The organism is Trichocoleus desertorum AS-A10 (assembly GCF_039962155.1).
Taxonomy (GTDB): Bacteria; Cyanobacteriota; Cyanobacteriia; order FACHB-46; family FACHB-46; genus Trichocoleus.
Window position 1 is genome coordinate 415,349 of record NZ_JAMPKN010000001.1, and the last position, 18,650, is coordinate 433,998.

At 50.7% G+C, this 18,650-nt stretch carries 17 protein-coding genes; 11 read left to right on the top strand and 6 right to left on the bottom strand.

The window, feature by feature from the left end; genetic code table 11:
- Positions 1 to 58: 58 nt before the first annotated feature.
- On the bottom strand, positions 59 to 619 hold the full coding sequence (locus NDA01_RS01840) for a phycobiliprotein lyase (protein WP_190433917.1): 561 nt from the start codon (positions 617 to 619) through the stop codon (positions 59 to 61).
- A gap of 141 nt (positions 620 to 760) precedes the next feature.
- Positions 761 to 1,789: a hypothetical protein gene (locus NDA01_RS01845; RefSeq protein ID WP_348226659.1), complete on the bottom strand. Its 1,029-nt coding sequence runs from the start codon at positions 1,787 to 1,789 to the stop codon at positions 761 to 763.
- Between the two features lie 167 nt (positions 1,790 to 1,956).
- Here NDA01_RS01845 and hemE point away from each other — a divergent pair, with 167 nt between their 5' ends.
- The 6 genes from hemE (at position 1,957) to NDA01_RS01875 (ending at position 9,699) form a co-directional block, all read left to right on the top strand.
- Positions 1,957 to 3,021 (top strand): uroporphyrinogen decarboxylase, encoded by a 1,065-nt coding sequence (gene hemE / locus NDA01_RS01850; protein ID WP_348226660.1) that lies wholly within the window; start codon positions 1,957 to 1,959, stop codon positions 3,019 to 3,021.
- Positions 3,022 to 3,147: 126 nt separating this feature from the next.
- A complete protein-coding gene (locus NDA01_RS01855) occupies positions 3,148 to 4,149 on the top strand; it encodes an NAD-dependent epimerase/dehydratase family protein (RefSeq protein ID WP_348226661.1) in 1,002 nt (333 codons plus the stop codon).
- A gap of 443 nt (positions 4,150 to 4,592) precedes the next feature.
- The gene (locus NDA01_RS01860) at positions 4,593 to 6,197 is read left to right on the top strand and encodes a B12-binding domain-containing radical SAM protein (protein WP_348226662.1); all 1,605 of its coding nucleotides are present in this window, start codon (positions 4,593 to 4,595) and stop codon (positions 6,195 to 6,197) included.
- A 130-nt stretch (positions 6,198 to 6,327) separates the two neighbouring features.
- Positions 6,328 to 7,917, top strand: a complete 1,590-nt coding sequence (locus tag NDA01_RS01865) for a B12-binding domain-containing radical SAM protein (protein ID WP_348226663.1) — start codon at positions 6,328 to 6,330, stop codon at positions 7,915 to 7,917.
- Positions 7,918 to 8,057: 140 nt separating this feature from the next.
- A complete protein-coding gene (locus NDA01_RS01870) occupies positions 8,058 to 8,858 on the top strand; it encodes a class I SAM-dependent methyltransferase (RefSeq protein WP_348226664.1) in 801 nt (266 codons plus the stop codon).
- Between the two features lies 1 nt (position 8,859).
- Positions 8,860 to 9,699 carry a carbohydrate ABC transporter permease gene (locus NDA01_RS01875; protein WP_190554619.1) on the top strand — a complete coding sequence of 280 codons (840 nt, stop codon included), beginning with the start codon at positions 8,860 to 8,862 and terminating at the stop codon, positions 9,697 to 9,699.
- A 199-nt stretch (positions 9,700 to 9,898) separates the two neighbouring features.
- Here NDA01_RS01875 and petL read toward each other — a convergent pair whose 3' ends face one another.
- On the bottom strand, positions 9,899 to 9,994 hold the full coding sequence (gene petL, locus NDA01_RS01880) for a cytochrome b6-f complex subunit PetL (RefSeq protein WP_190433902.1): 96 nt from the start codon (positions 9,992 to 9,994) through the stop codon (positions 9,899 to 9,901).
- A gap of 168 nt (positions 9,995 to 10,162) precedes the next feature.
- Between petL and aroB the strand changes: the two genes are divergently transcribed.
- Entirely contained in the window at positions 10,163 to 11,272 is a 1,110-nt protein-coding gene (gene aroB / locus NDA01_RS01885; protein ID WP_348226665.1) for a 3-dehydroquinate synthase, read from the top strand.
- Between the two features lie 159 nt (positions 11,273 to 11,431).
- Positions 11,432 to 12,481 (top strand): histidinol-phosphate transaminase, encoded by a 1,050-nt coding sequence (hisC, locus tag NDA01_RS01890; protein WP_348226666.1) that lies wholly within the window; start codon positions 11,432 to 11,434, stop codon positions 12,479 to 12,481.
- A gap of 107 nt (positions 12,482 to 12,588) precedes the next feature.
- Here the strand turns inward: hisC and NDA01_RS01895 are convergent, their stop codons facing one another.
- Together NDA01_RS01895 and era are read right to left on the bottom strand one after the other, a co-directional pair.
- Positions 12,589 to 13,521 (bottom strand): ADP-ribosylglycohydrolase family protein, encoded by a 933-nt coding sequence (locus NDA01_RS01895; RefSeq protein WP_348226667.1) that lies wholly within the window; start codon positions 13,519 to 13,521, stop codon positions 12,589 to 12,591.
- Complete coding sequence (gene era / locus NDA01_RS01900) at positions 13,521 to 14,456, bottom strand: GTPase Era (RefSeq protein ID WP_190433894.1); 936 nt, start codon at positions 14,454 to 14,456, stop codon at positions 13,521 to 13,523. Before era ends, NDA01_RS01895 begins: the two co-directional genes overlap by 1 nt.
- 4 nt (positions 14,457 to 14,460) lie before the next feature.
- Here era and NDA01_RS01905 point away from each other — a divergent pair, with 4 nt between their 5' ends.
- The gene (locus NDA01_RS01905; RefSeq protein ID WP_348226668.1) at positions 14,461 to 14,613 is read left to right on the top strand and encodes a hypothetical protein; all 153 of its coding nucleotides are present in this window, start codon (positions 14,461 to 14,463) and stop codon (positions 14,611 to 14,613) included.
- Between the two features lie 108 nt (positions 14,614 to 14,721).
- Positions 14,722 to 15,801 (top strand): ATP-dependent 6-phosphofructokinase, encoded by a 1,080-nt coding sequence (locus tag NDA01_RS01910; RefSeq protein ID WP_348226944.1) that lies wholly within the window; start codon positions 14,722 to 14,724, stop codon positions 15,799 to 15,801.
- An 83-nt stretch (positions 15,802 to 15,884) separates the two neighbouring features.
- Here the strand turns inward: NDA01_RS01910 and NDA01_RS01915 are convergent, their stop codons facing one another.
- Positions 15,885 to 17,675, bottom strand: a complete 1,791-nt coding sequence (locus NDA01_RS01915) for a mechanosensitive ion channel (protein WP_348226669.1) — start codon at positions 17,673 to 17,675, stop codon at positions 15,885 to 15,887.
- 463 nt (positions 17,676 to 18,138) lie between these two features.
- On the opposite strand from NDA01_RS01915, the gene NDA01_RS01920 reads away from it, so the two are divergent.
- Entirely contained in the window at positions 18,139 to 18,642 is a 504-nt protein-coding gene (locus NDA01_RS01920) for an SRPBCC family protein (RefSeq protein WP_431193290.1), read from the top strand.
- Positions 18,643 to 18,650 lie beyond the last annotated feature (8 nt).

Consider the following 18,650-nt stretch of genomic DNA (forward strand, 5'->3'; position numbering starts at 1 on the left):
CCTACATCATGCCTAGATGAGGGCATTTACTAATTAACCCGCGATCACCCTTAACCTACTAGGTATTAGTGGTAGAGCTGGCAGCTTCGGCCTGAGGTTGCGTGCCACCCATGCGAATTTCTGAGCAGAAGGTGGCCATGCTGAAACCACCAAAGCGTTTTAGGATGCTGTTACGCAAGCGTAAGTTGGGACTAGCGAACCACAGGCGCTCTTCAGAGTACATAGATTCATACTCGGTAATCAGCGTTAGGGCTTCGTCGTCGCCCATTTTGTAACGACCGGCGACAGGAGCCTTTTCGGCATAGCCCATTTCGCGCAACAACTTGCCTTCCTTGGGGTTTTCTGGATCAGCGATCGGAACCAACACTGTGGAGCCAGTGTGTTTTTCTTCGTCCCATTCCATCGTGCCGTTCCAGGTGACGCGAGCACCACAGAGAGCCAGCGTGGGATCAATTTCATATTGTTCGCACAGCTTTACCACTTCGGGGTTATCGCTGGGCAACATCTCAATCACAATATCTGATTTGCCACTTTCTGATTGCTTAAAAGCCAAGTGGTGACTGGTGCGCTGGGAAAACCACTTGCCAGCACTCTGCTGGAAAAACTCCACAATATTCATGAATTAAACGATCCTATTGCCCACAATTTCTAATCGTCATCTTTACTAAGTTTAAGGTGCAAAACGAAGAAATTTTATCAACCACCACTTGATTGCTGTAGTGCGGTTAGTGCACCTACCACTGTTGCCACGAGACCTCGCTTAGCTCAACGGTTCCCCATTTGAGGACCGAATCGTGATGTCACCCGTGGCCTGAAAAATCACTTGAAACCGCACTAAGGTGGCTGCCTCAAACCCATACTTTTCTCGGCTTGCCTGACTTGCCTGCCCTGCTAGCTCTGCCTCAGCTAAAGCTGGGAGTGGGGTTTGATCTGCGTAGTCAAATGCGGCTTGGTTTACAGGCTGATACATCGCGATCGCGCCATCTTCGGTCACATCTACGAGGTAAATCAGATCTTGATCCCCAGCCATCTCAGCAATAGTCGTTTGATGCAACTGGGCCTGTAGCTGTTGAGCCAGCGATCGCAATTGGGTTAAGTCAGTGATTTCTGCTGTGGCCTGGAACGCAGCATCACTAGACTGACGATGGGCAGAAGTACCTTTTTGTCGGAGGCCACAGAGTGCGATCGCGGGCAGCAATCCTTGAAGGGTTAAGGCTGGAATTAATGCTACATAGGACGGTCCTGGCAATCCTACGGCAATTCCTGTCGGGGTCTGCCCTAGCATGACCAAAAACAGCAAGTTAGAGAGCACAAACGTAACCGGAGGAACGAATAGCCAAAGCCAAGCAGACCTGGCATCACGTCGTAAGACAAACCCTTGCGCTAACCCCAACCAAACATAGCCTAGGCGGCTCAGGACAAGCCCTAGCTTAGCTTGCCACCCGAATCCTACCGCTTGGGCGATGAGGCCACCCACGCCCGTCGCTACGATCCAGAGATGAGTCAGTCCATATTGGCGTAAAATCACCCACTGAGCCAGCCCCAAGACAAAGCTGGATATGGCCCAATCTATATACCGCCAAATTGCGGCAGCAAAATCGCTGAGTGTGTCTACCGCGATCGCCCCCGCAACGCCACGCTTAAAAGCCAGCTCTACCAAACCAGCCAGGACAGTTGCTAGCGTCAACCCGCAAATAAAACTTAGTCGCTTAGCAGGTGGAATTAGAAAAGGCTGCGGCGCGGGTGGGGCTAGTGCTGGAGGGACTGATGAGCTAGGGTCAAATTGCATAAGTTTTGTAACGGTAAGCCAAGCAAAACAAGCATTGACACCATCCTGCCCGATCTTGTCACCATTACCTGGTTAATTCCGTCGCTTTCTCAAACTCACAGCGAGAAAGGGGGATCGGGGAATGATAAGCTAACAAATGCATTTAAGAAATGAATGGTGAAGCTTCAATGGCCGGATCGACCCAAATTCCTTATCTGTTGCGGGCTGCTCGTGGAGAAGTTCTAGATCGGCCACCCGTGTGGATGATGCGACAAGCGGGTCGCTACATGAAGGTGTATCGAGACTTGCGCGACAAATATCCCTCCTTCCGGGAGCGCTCCGAGAATCCTGATCTGGCAATTGAAATTTCCTTGCAACCTTTCCGGGCATTTCGGCCCGATGGCGTGATTCTGTTTTCTGATATTTTGACGCCGCTACCCGGTATTGGCATTCCGTTCGACATCGTGGAGAGCCGGGGACCAATTATCGATCCGCCAATTCGTAGCCTAGAGCAGATCAACAATCTGCATGAGATCGACCCAGAAGCGTCGATGCCCTTTATTCGCACGATTCTGCAAACCCTGCGCCAAGAAGTTGGCAATGAAGCAGCGGTGCTCGGATTTGTCGGCGCACCTTGGACCTTGGCCGCTTACTCGATCGAAGGGAAAAGCTCTAAAGATTACACCATCATCAAGGGTATGGCGTTCAGCGAGCCAGAAATGCTGCATAAGTTTCTGGCTAAGATTGCAGACGCGATCGCTACCTATGCGTGCTACCAAATTGAATGTGGGGCGCAGGTAATCCAAATGTTTGATTCTTGGGCAGGTCAGCTTAGCCCCCAAGACTTTGATGCCTTTGCTGTCCCTTACCAAAAGCAGGTATTTGCCAAGATTAAGGCAGCGCATCCTGATGTGCCCCTGATTCTCTACATCAATGGCAGTGCTGGAGTGCTGGAGCGGATGGCACAAACTGGCGCTGATTTCGTCAGTGTGGACTGGACAGTCGATCTAGCCGAAGCTCGTCAGCGTCTCGGCGCTAACATTGGTGTGCAAGGGAATATTGACCCCTGTGTGCTGTTTGGCTCCAAAGACTTCATCCGCGATCGCATTCTAGATACAGTGCGCAAAGCGGGCAATCGTCGCCACATTCTCAACCTCGGTCATGGGGTGCTGCAAGGCACTCTTGAGGAGAATGTGGCTCACTTCTTTGAAACTGCAAAGCAAGTTGACAAACTTCTAGCGGTTCATGCGTAGGTGGTAGACAGGTAATAATTTTGAGTGGTGTACTACTCAAAATTATTACCTGTCTAGAACTACCCATGCGTAATGGGAGCTGGGGTCTCGGCTCCACTCCTTAACTCTCTATTCATTCATACCTCCATGCTCCCCAAGCGAATTTTCATGACGGGTGCCAGTGGCTGCATTGGTCACTACATCGCGGAAGCTTTGATTCAGTCCACTGAGCATGAATTACATCTGCTGGTTAGAGACCCTGCAAAGCTGAAGTTTGACTACCAAGCTCGTCCTGGGATTCACATCATTAAGGCTAATATGCGGGATGTTGACCGCATGGAAGACTTATTGGCATCAATGGATGTGGCGATTTTGGTGGCTACTGCTTGGGGGAATGCTCAAGAAACCTATGATGTAAACGTTTTAAAGACGTTGCGGTTGATGAGCTTGCTCGATCCAGAGCGCTGCGAACAAGTAGTTTACTTCTCAACTGCCAGTATTCTCGATCGCAAAAACCACTTGCTCAAAGAAGCAGGGCAACTGGGAACCGACTACATTAGCTCGAAGTACTCTTGTTTTCAGCAGTTATCAAAGCTGGCGATCGCTCCTAAAGTTACTACTTTGTTCCCTACCTTGGTGTTTGGTGGGGATGAGCATAAGCCTTCCTCAGCCGTAACATCTGGGATTCCAGAGGTCGTCAAGTGGATTAATTTAATTCGCTTCCTCAAAGCTGATGGTAGTTTCCATTTCGTTCACGGGCGTGATATTGCCCAAGTGGTGCAGCATCTAGTAGAGCATCCGCCAGAACTAGGCCAACCACGGCAGTTGGTGCTGGGAAATGCTCGGGTGACGGTGAACGAAGCGATAGAGACAGTTTGTGATTATCTAGGGAAGAAAATTCAGTTTCAGATTCCGCTGTTGCCTGTGTTGGCTGATGTGCTGATTGCAGTATTTCGGATTCAGATGGCAGCTTGGGACCGTTTCTGTTTGAAGTATCGGCATTTCACTTACGAGAATGTGGTGAATCCAGCTACGTTCAATTTGCCGACTTATTGCGCCACATTTCGAGATGTGTTGAAAGTTAGTGGGGTGCCTGGGCAGGGTGGGGTGAGGGCTGTTGAAGCTAAAGAACGGGCGATCGCTGAATAACCCATATTTCGGCTGCATCACATCTGTTGAAACAAGAACCGAACCATTGGGGGCACTCGCCCTCAAACCCCCGCTAAGGGACGGCTACGTCCCTCAGGCTCCCTCCAGAAGAATCTGAGGGTGGGTGTTTCGATACTTTGGCTTTTCTCTTGCTACAGCTAGTTTTTTGGTCTTTAGTGCTACTTGCTGCTCCTGGAATCGCTCAAAGCATACGTTTTTGAGTTGCGTCTGTTAAACTCCAGTACAAGTGATATAGGAAGTTCCTTGATCTTTGCTCGAAGGAATACACTTTTTATTGCGAGGATTGGCTTGTTTCGCGTCGAGTTGATTTGGTCAATCGTTGTTCATTGACTGAAAGCTTTTATCGTGAGAGTTTTCAGGATAGATAGACATATCAATATATCTGAGAACAGGCCGTCATTTAGATAAGAGGCTAACAATTAATGCGAGTTTTACTTCTCTACCCCCTTTTTCCTCGGTCATTTTGGTCTTTTGACAAGGCTCTAGAACTGATTGGGCGCAAGGTTTCGCTGCCTCCGCTGGGAATGATTACGGTTGCTGCGATCCTGCCTCAAGAGTGGGAGTTTCGCCTGGTGGACCGTAATGTGCGGCTGGAGACGGAAGCTGACTGGGATTGGGCAGAGTTGGTGATTATCTCTGGCATGATTGTCCAAAAGCCAGATATGTTGAATTTGATTCAGCAGGCTAAGCAACGTGGCAAGTTAGTTGCAGTGGGTGGCCCTTATGTCACCTCTGTCCCAGATGCAGCTCAGGAAGCTGGAGCTGATTTCCTGGTATTGGATGAGGGTGAAATTACTCTTCCCATGCTGGTTGAGGCGATCGCTGAAGGCAAAACTTCGGGCGTCCTCCGGGCTGGGGAGGTAAAGCCAGATGTCACTACTTCTCCAATTCCGCGCTACGACTTGCTAGATTTCAAGGCTTATAACGAGATGTCGGTGCAATTCTCGCGCGGATGTCCATTCCAGTGCGAGTTTTGCGACATTATTGTGCTTTATGGGCGGAAGCCTCGCACCAAAACTCCAGCTCAGCTCATTGCTGAAGTGCAAACCCTTTATGACTTAGGCTGGCGGCGATCGATCTTTATGGTCGATGACAACTTTATTGGCAACAAGCGTAATGTCAAGCTGTTGCTGCGTGAACTTGGCCCCTGGATGGCAGCTCATAACTATCCCTTCCGCCTCGCTACCGAAGCCTCGATTGATCTGGCCCAAGATCAAGAACTGCTGGACTTGATGATTGATGCCAACTTTGGTTCTGTGTTTATCGGTATTGAAACTCCTGATACCGATAGTTTGGCGCTGACTCACAAATTTCAAAACACCCGCACCTCGTTAGTGGAGTCGGTGCAAACGATTAATCGAGCGGGCCTGAATGTGATGGCTGGCTTTATCCTGGGCTTCGATGGCGAGAAACCAGGAGCGGGTCAACGCATCATCGATTTTGTCGAAGCTACCTCGATTCCCAAGGCGATGTTTGGTTTACTCCAGGCACTGCCCAACACGGCGCTCTGGAACCGACTAGAAAAAGAAGGTCGGATGCTAGAGGCCAACAAAGAAACGCAGGGCCACCAGATGGCGCTGACCAACTTTATCCCCACCCGTCCGGTAGAAGAGTTGGCCCGTGAGTACCTAAGCTGTTTTTGGGAGTTGTACGAACCCAGTCGCTATTTATCACGGGTCTATCGCAACTTCATCCAGCAAAAGCCATCGCCTCACAAAGTGCCATTTCGGATGTTAGAACTGGTAGAACTTCGGGCTGTGTTCACCATTTTCTGGAGGCAGGGCATTAAACGCAGCACTCGTTGGCAGTTTTGGCGGCAGCTCTTTGCGATTCTGCGGCACAATCCTAGCGTCTTTGTGCCTTATATGAGCAATTGTGCTTTGAGTGAGCATTTCTTGGAGTACCGTCAAACGGTGCGGGACGAAATCGAGGCTCAATTAGCAGAGTACTTAGCTGCTGAGTCAAAGTTGCAGGCTCAAACTGCAAAATCAGCCGTCACCGCTAACATGAACGCGATCGCCAGCTAAATCGCGAGCTAAACTGAATTCTCCACTTTTGCCCGGTTTGTGGAAGCTTCTCCGGGAAAAGTGAATAACCATCCAGCAGTTCGCCCAAGCTTTTTTTGACCGGGCTCTTAACCTGTGAGGCTAAATTTAAATGCGAGTTTTACTCCTCTACCCCCTGTTTCCTAAAAGCTTTTGGTCATTTGAAAAAACTCTAGAACTGGTCGATCGCAAAGTCTTACTGCCACCTTTAGGTTTGGTTACCGTGGCGGCCATTCTGCCTCAGGAATGGGAATATAAGCTGGTCGATCGCAATGTCCGCGCTGTCACAGAAGACGAGTGGGCTTGGGCTGACTTGGTAATTCTTTCTGCCATGATTGTGCAGAAAGAGGATTTCTTGGCCCAGATTCAGGAAGCCAAGCGCCGAGGTAAACCCGTAGCAGTGGGTGGCCCTTACCCCACCGCATTACCGGAAGAAGCTCAAGCGGCTGACTACATGATTTTGGATGAGGGCGAGATCACTTTGCCGCTCTTTATTGAAGCGATCGCGCGTGGCGAAACCCAGGGAGTCTTTCGTTCCAATGGGGTGAAGCCAGACGTTACCACCACACCCATCCCCCGCTTCGAACTGCTCGACTTTAGCGCTTATGACAGCATGGCGGTGCAGTTCTCACGCGGTTGCCCGTTCCAGTGCGAATTCTGCGACATTATCGTTCTGTACGGACGCAAACCCCGCACTAAGGCTCCGCAACAACTCTTAGCCGAGCTGAACTACCTCTACGAACTCGGCTGGGATCGTAGCATCTTCATGGTGGACGACAACTTCATCGGCAACAAACGCAACGTGAAGTTGTTCCTCAAAGAACTCAAAACCTGGATGGAAGACCACCAGTATCCCTTCTCCTTCTTCACCGAAGCTTCAGTAGACTTGGCCCAAGACCCAGAAATGATGGAGTTGATGGTGGAGTGCAACTTTACTGCCGTCTTCTTAGGCATTGAAACCCCAGACGAAGACAGCCTAGCCCTCACCCAAAAGTTTCAAAACACCCGCGACTCTCTCAGCGAGGCCGTGGAATCCATCACTAAAGTGGGTCTGCGCGTCATGGCGGGATTCATTATTGGCTTTGACAACGAAAAACCGGGTGCAGGCGATCGCATTGTGCAATTCGTTGAGAAAACCGCGATCCCCACCGCCCTCTTCAGCATGTTGCAAGTCCTTCCCGACACTGGCCTTTGGCACCGCCTGAAAAAAGAAGGGCGCTTACGCGGCGAAGCAGGCAACATCAACCAAACTACCTTGATGAACTTCGTCCCCACCCGCCCCTTGGAAGAAATCGCCCGCGAATACATGCGCGCCTTCTCCGAGCTTTACGACCCTGAAAAATTCCTCGATCGCGTGTACCGCCACCACCTGATCATGGGATCACCCAAGTTCAAAGCCCCTGGAAAAATGCCAGCCTGGGTTGATATCCGCGCCTTACTTACTGTCTGCTGGCGGCAAGGCGTGGTTCGGAGTACCCGCTTCCAGTTCTGGCGTAACCTTTGGAACATCTTCAAGCACAACCCCAAAGTCTGGGATCGCTACCTGACCGTCTGTGCCCACAACGAGCACTTTAGCGAATATCGCCAAATCGTCTGTGACGAAATCGAAGCGCAACTTACCGAATACCTAACCGCCGAAGCAGAGGTGCAAAAAACTGTGCAGGCTGCTAGTACAGCGAATGTTGAAGCGATCGCTAGCTAAAAAAGCAGGACGCAGGCTCAGAAGGAAAGAGGAGGGAGCAGAAGCCGGAAGCGAGGAGCGAAGAGTTTCTATAGCGCGATAGGATTGCCCAACAATCTCCCAGTTGGCATAATGCTGGAATTCCAGTCAGTACAACTGTCATGCAAGACGACCTCCTCAAGCGCGAACGCGAATTTCACGACCTGTGGGCTGCGGCCATTGACATCGAAGGAATTCAAGTTCGAGATTATTTTGAAGCCTGCACTGCTCCAGAGAATCGCTTTATCCTCAAGCACTTAGGAGATGTCAAAGGGAAATATCTACTCGACCTAGGTTGTGGGGCTGGGGAAAACAGCGTTTATTTTGCGACCAAAGGGGCACGCTGTGTTGCCGCTGATTACTCCCCAGGCATGGTAGATGTCGCGCTCAAGCTAGCAGCCAGCAACCATGTTGCAGTGGAAGGCCGCACTATTAATGCGATGGAAATTGAGTTTCCCGACAACACTTTTGACATTATCTACGCCTCTAATTTACTGCACCATATTCCTCAGCCAAAAACAGTTATCCGGGAAATGTATCGAGTCCTGAAACCAGGTGGTAAAGCTTGTTTTTGGGACCCGCTGAAACACAATCCAGTGATTAATGTGTACCGCCGCATTGCGACTAAGGTACGGACTGAGGACGAAACTCCCCTCGATATTAATATTGTCAACTTTGTCCAATCTGTATTTACAAAAACGGAATATGACACCTTTTGGTTAGCTACTCTTTGGATTTTTCTACGCTTTTACTTAGTAGAAAAAGTTGATCCGAACAAAGAGCGATATTGGAAAAAAATTATTCTAGAGCATGAACGCTTGAGACCAACTTATTTGAAGTTGGAAAAAGCAGACCAAAGCTTGAAGAAATTGCCCCTAATGAAGCGATTTGCTTGGAATATTGCAGTAGTAGCGACTAAATAACATGAATAGTTCTAAGCGGCGGGCTTTATGGCAACGAGCTGGCATGTACAGCTTGCTAGGAGCGATCGCGCTGATAATGCTGTTGCCCTTGATGTGGCTGGTCAGTACCTCGCTCAAGTCTCCAACCGAGAACATTTTTCAGTTTCCACCGCAACTTTGGCCGAGCCAACCCACTTGGCAAAATTTCGTTCGAGTGTGGCAAACTAATCCCTTTGGTCGCTACCTGTTCAACAGCACCCTGGTGGCCATACTGACAGTTACGCTGAACTTGCTGTTTTGTTCGTTGGCAGCTTATCCATTAGCGCGGCTAAATTTTCGGGGCCGAGATGCGATTTTCACCCTCGTCGTCTCAACGATCATGATTCCTTTTCAAATCGTGATGATTCCGCTGTACATCTTGACCGTACAGTTGGGGCTACGAAACACCTATCTAGGACTAATTTTTCCCGCGATCGCCTCGGCCTTTGGCATCTTCTTGTTACGGCAAGCGTTTCAGAGTGTGCCTAAAGAGTTGGAAGAAGCCGCCCGCATGGATGGCTGCTCAGAACTGGGGTTGTGGTGGCATGTGATGCTACCCTCAATTCGCCCGGCGCTGGTGACGCTAGCAATTTTTGTATTTATCGGTTCCTGGAGCGATTTCCTCTGGCCTTTAATCGTGCTCGATCGCCCGGAGTACTATACGTTGCCGCTGGGAGTCGCAACGCTAGCAGGAACGTTTTCCCTGGATTGGCGCTTGATTGCGGCGGGTTCTGTCATTTCGATCGCGCCGATTTTATTCTTCTTTTTGGTGATGCAGCATTATATTGTGCCGACTGAGGCGGGGAGTGGGATGAAGGGGTAGAATCAAACCCCTTAAGGGTACCTGCCGAGTACCTGCCCCGCACCCATGTAGGTTTCTAAGTGAAGTCTGTACTCAATGAATAGGATTCTCAATGTTCTAGCCTCTTACCTGCTTGGGGAGCAGAAGCTGGAACCTTAGTAAAGACGTGCTTGGTTGAAACCTAAATGGGTGAGGACACCTGACTCCCAAAGGCTCAGTTCTAAATCAACTTGGCAGCCCGCAGGCCAAAAAACAAACCAAGAGCCGCAGCATAGAACGAACCGAGCACTAACACGTAAGTAATTACACCAGACATTGACAATTCTCCACAAAGCCCAACAAAACTATTGAATCATTTAGTGGAGTAGTATTCCACCACATTGGTTTTATGGGCTAGGCAGGCTGCGCCAGCCCCACCATCCGATGTGGTGAAGTAGTAGAATACAGCCCACGGGCATTTGTTAATCGCGGCAGCACGAAACCAATGAAGTCTGTAATTCCTGTCGAATTACCACAACAGTCTTATGATATTGCGATCGCATCCGGTGGTTTGGAGCAGCTAGGAAACTGGCTCATCGGACATGGCTCACAGCCACTCAAACTCGGCAAAAAAATTCTCCTTGTTTCCAGTCCCCCGATTTTTAAGCATTACGGAACTCAAGCGATCGCCTCTCTAGAGCAAGCAGGCTTTACCGTCGCTCAGTGCATTCTGCCCGCCGGAGAACGCTACAAAACTCCTGCCTCCCTACAAAAAATCTACGATGTAGCTCTAGAAAACCGTCTAGAACGCTCCTCCACGATTCTGGCATTAGGCGGTGGCGTCATTGGCGATATGGCAGGCTTTGCCGCTGCCACATGGCTGCGGGGCATCAACTTCGTGCAAGTCCCCACTACTCTGCTCGCAATGGTCGATGCCTCGATTGGTGGCAAAACAGGGGTTAACCATCCTCAAGGCAAAAACTTGATCGGGGCATTTCATCAACCCAAGCTAGTCTTGATCGATCCTCAAACTCTAAAAACCTTGCCAGCCAGAGAATTTCGGGCAGGCATGGCCGAGGTGATCAAATACGGCATCATTTGGGACGCGGAACTCTTTGAAAAACTAGAGCAAAGCCAGCGACTTGACCAACTGCGCTATCTTAGCGACGACCTGCTTCAAGAAATCCTAACCCGTTCCTGCCAAGCCAAGGCTCATGTCGTCAGCAAAGATGAAAAAGAATCAGGGCTAAGAGCCATCCTTAACTACGGGCACACGATTGGTCACGCTGTCGAGAGTGAGACTAAATACAAAGTAGTCAATCACGGCGAAGCAGTGGCGATCGGCATGGTAGCAGCGGGGCAAATCGCAGTAGCTTTAGGCATGTGGGAGCAAGCTTCCAGCGATCGCCAGCTTGCCCTACTTGAGAAAACTGGCCTCCCCACTAAGTTGCCCGGAGGATTGGATATTGAGGCGATCGCAGCTAGCTTACTAACCGATAAAAAAGTCAAAGACGGTCGAGTCCGATTCATCCTACCCACCCAAATTGGCACCGTCACCATTACCGATGAAGTTCCAGCGGATACGATTCGGCAAGTGCTTCACACTATGCAATAGAGCTAACCTGAGACCTAACTCCCTAACCCCCTTCCCTTCGAGGGAAGAGGGAAGTTAAAGGCTTGAAAGCTCCTCTCTGCGTCGGGGAGGAGTTGGCGAGGGGTTAGCAAGAATATTGACCACGCACTAATCTCAACATTTCATTCTTGAAGCAGAACGATGAGTTACTTCCGTCCTAGCGTTGATGCGATGACTGGCTACCAACCCGGTGAACAGCCAGCCCCAGGCGTCAAAGTCATTAAGCTCAACACCAACGAAAACCCCTACCCTCCCTCGGAGGCGGCCCTGCAAGTCCTGCGTGGCTTCGATGGCGAACTGTTGCGGCGTTACCCTCATCCGATGGCCGATTCGTTCCGTCACGCTGCGAGCCAGGTTTTAGGCATTCCCCATGATTGGATTTTGGCGGGTAATGGCAGTGATGACATTCTAAATTTGCTGGTGCGGGCTTGTACGGAAGGCGATCGCAAAATCGTCTATCCTACCCCCACTTACGTCCTCTACGAAACGTTGGCGGAAATTCAAGACACGAAAGTAGTTGAGGTTCCCTACGATGACGACTACAACCTCCCCGTCGAGCAACTGATTGCCGCGAATGGAGCGATCACCTTCATTGCTACTCCCAACAGTCCTTCTGGAACGCTAGTTCCTTTAGATGTGCTCAGTAAGTTAGCCAGCCATTTGTCTGGAGTGCTAGCGATCGATGAAGCCTATGTTGATTTTGCCGATTACAGCGCTTTGGAACTGGTGAAAGAGCACAACAACGTGATTGTCCTCCGCACTTTCTCTAAGGGCTATTCCTTGGCAGGTTTACGATTAGGCTTTGGCGTTGCCAATCCAAAATTATTGTCGGGGCTGATTAAAGTTAAGGATAGCTACAACGTGGATGCGGTGGCTTGTGCAGTGGGAGCTGCGGCGATCGCAGACCAAGCACACAAAAACGCCGGCGCCGAGAGGGTTAAGGCTTCTCGCGCCAAGCTCACCGCTGACCTGACTCAACTTGGCTTTAACGTCGGTCCTTCACAAGCCAATTTCGTTCTGGCTCAAGCTCCCGATAACAAGGCTGGCGCTCTCTATCAAGCCCTGAAGGAACGGGGCATTTTGGTGCGCTACTTTAAGCAACCCCGCCTCGACGACAAATTGCGAATTACCGTGGGCACCGAGGAACAAAACCAAGCCCTCATTTCTGCATTGACAGAGTTATTGGCTTAGGAACCTAACCCCTGCCCCTTCCCTGGTAGGGAAGGGGAGACAAATTCAAAGTCCCTCGCCTCTTAGAAGAGGGGTTTGGGGAGAGGTCTGCTTTTATTCGACGATACTCACAAAAATGCTCGCGAGAGAGCCAATAGTTTCTCAGCCAGGGATTCAATCAATTCTCGGTATGCCAAGCGCGATCGCCACTCCGCCGGAATTCCTGCCTCTCCATAAAAAGCACCAGCCAGTTGCCCATAAACAGCTCCAGTAGTGTCGGCATCATCGCCCAAATTCACTGCCAGCAAACAACCTTCCTGGAAAGAATCGCTATTGTAGAACGCCCACAGCGCTGCTTCCAAAGATTTCACCACATAACCAGAGCCTTGAATTTCCGGTGGGTGTCGCTGCTTGAAAGAGCCACTGGCAATTTCAGCAATTTCAGGGACGAGCGAATTAGCCTCCCAGGAACCTGAAATCGGGCTGTAATGGTCTGCCAGCAATTCTTCTTTGCTGGCTCCTTGAACCGCACCGACAATTAGTGCGCCTAAATAACGGCAAGCATCAATCGTCGTGGGGGCGGCATGGGTGGTGCGAGAACTTTCAGCAGATTTAGCGATCGCCTCCTCTGGCTGCGTGGCATAAAACAATGGCACCGGAGCTAACCGCATAATTGAGCCATTGCCCCCAGCGCGAGGATTAGTAGAACCGCAGTATGAATTTCCTGTGGTGACAAATTCTTCTAGGGCGGCGCGGGTGGCGTTGCCAATGTCGAAACAGCGTCCGGTGCTGCTGAGATAGCCTTCGCGATACCAACGGTTATATTTTTCTAGTTGATGTTTGGGATCAAAGCCTTGGCACTCGATCAGGCTTTCAGCTAAGCAAAGCGCCATTGAGGTGTCGTCGGTCCACTGTCCGGGCTGGAGGTTGAAGGGGCCACCACCAACCATATCCGTGATGCGGGCAAAGGAACCCGGTGGCTCAAATTCTAGACTCGTGCCAACTGCATCCCCCGTTGCCAGTCCTAGCAAGGCTCCGCGATAGCGCTCAATGAGTTCCACTATTCCTCCACCCGATAACCCAATTCTGCGAGGCGAGTGCGTGATTGCCGCCACTTCGGTTGGACTTTCACAAACAACTCTAGGTACACTTTTCCGGCGATTAACTTCTGCATTTGCTCACGGGCGGCACTGCCGATCGCCTTCAGCATACTGCCGCCTTTACCTATGACGATGCCTTTTTGTGATTGGCGTTCGACATGAATCGTTGCCAGCAAGCGGGTGATCGTTGGTTCTTCTTCAACTCGATCAATGGAGATTGCCACCGAGTGCGGCACTTCTTCGCGAGTCAGCAGCAAAATTTGCTCGCGGATCAGTTCCCCCATGATGAAGCGTTCTGGCTGGTCTGTGACGAGATCTGGTGGGTAGTAGTAAGGGCCAGGTTCCAGGCGATCGCCCAACAAAGTTTGCAGCGGTTCTAACCCTTCCCCGGTCAGTGCTGAAAATTTCGCGATCGGCCAACCGTAAGGTTCTGCCAAGGCCCGATAGCTAGCGTCTAGTGCTTCTGTTTCGGCGGGTTGTTGATCACTTTTGTTCAGGCCCAAAATCACTGGAGTTTCGGTTTTGCTCATTAGCTCGGCAATGTAGCGATCGCCCCCACCCGCATCGACCGAGCTATCGACCACAAACAGCACGACATCGACCGAGTGAATGGCAATTTGAGCATTTTTGACCAACACTTCGCCGAGTTGATGGTGGGGTTTGTGAATGCCAGGAGTATCCACAAAAATAAACTGTGTATCTGGTGTGGTCAGAATGCCCAAGAGCCGATTGCGCGTGGTTTGAGCCACAGGCGACGTAATGGCAATCTTCTGCCCTACTAAATAATTCATCAAGGTTGACTTGCCGACGTTAGGACGGCCAATGATGCCCACAAAGCCTGATTTAAAGCCTTCTGGCGCAACTGGAATGCTCCACTGATCTGATAGGTCTGACATAAGTATGATTTTGCCTGCGCCTGTTCACCGTTTGCTGATTTGCCGAGAAGCGCAATATTGCCATAGTAGCGTTGCCAGCGCTAGTCCTATTCGCCTGAATGCGACCGAGCGATCGCTATATCCCAAGCAACCATGCAGCTTGTACATCAAAGGGTGAAGTAGATGTAAGCAAACCTAAAGCCAACCTGGAATTCTTTAGAAACGCCACCGCTTAGCAGTACTGTACAGCCTGACCTTATTTGTCGTTGAGGCGACGGTGGGCGATATGGGACAAAAGCGGATTGGGATTCTGACCAGTGGAGGCGATTGTGCTGGACTCAATGCTGCCATCCGAGCGGTGGTGTGTCGAGCGGTGGGTACCTACGATTGGGAAGTGCTGGGAATTCGGCAAGCGACCCAAGGACTCATGCACAGCCCACCCCAGGCAATTCGCTTAGAACTGGAAAATGTTGACTCTCTGCGGGTTGCGGGTGGCACCATGCTCGGCACGACTAACCAAGGTGATCCCTTTGCTTTTCCTATGCCTGACGGCACCCGTTGCGATCGCTCAGAAGACATTATTGCTGGCTACCATCAACTGGGTCTGGATGCGATCATCGGCATCGGAGGTGATGGCAGCATGGCAATTCTGCGACGCATTGCCGAACAAGGCAACCTGAATCTAGTGGCGATCCCCAAAACGATTGACAACGATGTCGGGGTAACAGAGCACTCCATTGGTTTTGATACCGCCGTTAATACCGCAACCGAAGCCCTCGATCGCCTGCATTTTACCGCCGCTAGCCACAGCCGCGTCATGATTCTAGAAGTGATGGGGCGCGATGCAGGCCATATTGCCATTACCGCAGGTATTGCTGGGGGTGCTGATGTGATCCTAATCCCCGAAATTTCCTACACCATCGCCAACATCTGCCACAAAATCAAAGAACGCCAAGAACAAGGGAAAAACTATTTGCTGGTGATCGTGTCGGAAGCGGTGCGGACGGAGGCAGGAGACCCAGTGGTGATCACCAATCGCCTAGGCCAATGTCGCTATGGGGGAATTGGCGACTACTTAGCCGATCGCATCTGTGACTGTAGTGGCGCTGAAACTCGCGTGACGGTGCTGGGGCATGTGCAACGGGGTGGAACGCCTTCACCGCTCGATCGCCTGGTCGCGTCAGCCTTTGGCGTGGCTGCGGTCGATCTGATCGCTGAGGAGAAATATGATCACATGGTCACTTGGCAAAATCGCCAGGTCGTCAGTGTCCCCATTCCTGAGGCGATCGCCCAATACCAAGCCGTCGATCCTAGCGGCACCTTAGTCAAAACCGCTCGGGGCTTAGGCATTTACCTGGGTGACTAAATAGCAAACCCCTCTCCGTGTGGAAAGGGGCTTTCATTTAGCACCCCTTCCGTATAGGGAAGGAGTTGGGGGTTAGGTAATCGTTAGCGTTTCGACTTGAACGAATCTAACCACTCTCTGGTTTGTTGAGCCGCAATGTCTCGACCACCCAGACCAAAGGCCAGTGCGATCGCCACGGCAACGGCTCCTAGCAACAGACCAAACGCCAAGTTGACAATATTCGGCGCAATACCCATTTGTTGTAGAGCCATGGCCGAAATAAAAGCAATAATGGCAATCCGAGCGGTTTGCGCCAAAACTCTAGCTTGAGCGTTGCCAGAGCTTGCGATCAAGTTGAAGGCCAAGTTCGCTAAGTAAAGACCAATGGCGAACACCACCAAACCAGACAAGATGCGGCCAAAGACCACTAGTAACCCAGTCACAATCAGGGTGAGACCTGCAAAGTTGAGGACATTTGTCGCTGCCACCGTGGCAAACAACAAAATGCCAACCAACGTTACAATCCCAACCACTTCCGAAGGAGTCCGAGTTCTAGGAGTAGTGGGGCTAACTTGACCCAACTCTTGAATCACAGGGGATTCATCTGTCGGACGAACTGGAGGTGCTGAGTAGGGAGTTGGTTGTAGCCCTAGCCAGTAGAAGATGTTGTTGAAGCCGAGGCTGGTCAGGATATTAGTGACCAGATCAGCTACAAACTTCCCAATCACATAAGCGATCGCCAGAATCAAGGCTGCCGTGAAGATCTGGGGGATGGCATTGAGGATCTGAGTCAGCATCGAAATGGCTGGCTGAGAAATCGCATCAATCCGCAGCGCATTCAGAGCCGCGATCGCCGTTGGGATCAAGATTAAAACATAGACAATCGTGCCGATAATCCAAGACAGCGATTGGCCACCAGTCCCAGTCGTGCCTCTCAACCCAAAGCGCGTCCCAATGCGATCGGTTCCGGCCGCTGCCAGCAGATTCGTCACGATCCGGCGAACTACCTGAGCAATCAGCCAACCCGCTGCTCCAATCAGAACTGCGGCCAAGATATTGGGCAGGATCGCCAAAATCTCATTCAACAGTTGTTGTACAGGTTGCAACGTCCCCTGCAACTCCAGCGTATTTAAGATCGCTGGGAGAAACAGCAGAAAGATAAACCAGTACAACGCGTTGCCAATCGTTTCGCTCAACGAAAATGGCGGATCAGACGGCGGCGGTGCAATCGGTCGAGTGGCACCAGGTGCATCCGGGGCATCTGGGTTAGCGGGTGGTTCATTGATTTGTTCACCCAACCGTTGATCTAAGCCAAATGCATGGAGTCCCTGCGTCACAATCAGCTTGACCACCGTTGCCAGCGCCCAAGCGATCGCCAGCAAAATCCCAGCCCCTGCCAGCTTAGGCAGGAAGCGCAAAATTTGGTCGAGGAAGGTGTTTAAAGGCTGAGAAACAGCGGTTAGGTTGAGCGCCTGTAAAAAGGCCACAACCGTAAACACGACGATTAGCCAAAAAACAGCGTCTCCTACCCATTTTTCTACGTTGGGTGGTCGCGCTCCTGGTTGGTGGCGGATGACACGCGCGGCTAATTTATTGTCTATATCGGTGCGGTTCAATAAGCCCCGAACCACGGCTGCGACCAGCGCTGCAATGAGCAGCCCCACTACCAAAATCAGCAGAGCTTTGATTAAAGCTGGAATTGAAGTGCCCAAACTCAGGCCAATTCCCTGGAGGAAACTGTCTGCACCCGTGGGGTAAGCCCCTGGGTCCGCTTGTGGTGCTGTAGTTGTCGCTGGGGGAGAAGTCGCTGGAGCCTGTGCCAATAGGAGGTTAAGTTGCGGTATTGGTACAGATGTGTTGACGATTTGTGTAAATTCTTGCCAAGTTCTAATCATAATTCCTGAGCTAGCTTTAGCCCCTCAGTCCAGTAAGAACACGACTTTTGCACGATAGATTCATTTGTGAGAATTAGCTTACGTAGCACCCCACGTTTCTACTGTCATCCGGCTAGCAAAGTACAAGCTGGGCGACGTAGAACTAAACATTGATAAAGTAAGCTCCAATTCTGGCTTTTTCATCTATCTATATGGAGAATTAAGACGTAAAAAGCTAGGATTCGTTGATTTTTAACGATTATTCAAGACTTAGCCCAAAAACCTTAGGCAAAGGTGAGTTTGATTGACAATCTTTACGCAGATAACAACCAACTGTGAACTTATTTAGTGAACTAGTTCGATGAAATGGTCGTGCGTGCTGAAGCAGGTGGGTTCTCGCTAGAGTAGACGAGTCAACAGTTGCTGGAGCCAATCGGTGGCTTGCTTCTTCTGAATGTTTAAGTCGTTTAGTAATAGCGGTAGGATGCGTTCTATTCCCACCCTGAAAAAGACCAATCAGCGCCGAATGCCATTTCAGCAAAGTTTCGAGCAGTCTGTTCAAATCAACGCCAGTGCCACCGCTGTAGAGCGATGCATTACAGATCTCAGCTTGATGCACCGTTGGCTCAATCCTGCTCTGCGCTGCGAACCCGTAGGCGAGTGGAGTACGGACGTTGGTAGCCGTAGCCGTTTTGTGATTCAGATTCCTTTCCTACAGCCTAGTTTGAGTAGCGTAGTTGCTGCTCGCGAACCTGGTTTAGTAGTTTGGGAGTTCGACGGTTTTTTTCATGGCCGCGATCGCTGGGAGTGTAATCCGAATGACCGGGGTACCTATTTGCTCAATCGTTTTGAGTTCGAAATCCCTAACGCCTTCGTGCGATTCGGCTTCAACACCTTTGCCGCCACCTGGACTCAAGAAGACATGCAGGCGCAACTCCGACGCCTAAAACGGGTCGCAGAAGAGCTGCACCAAAAATTGCATACTTAGGTGAGATC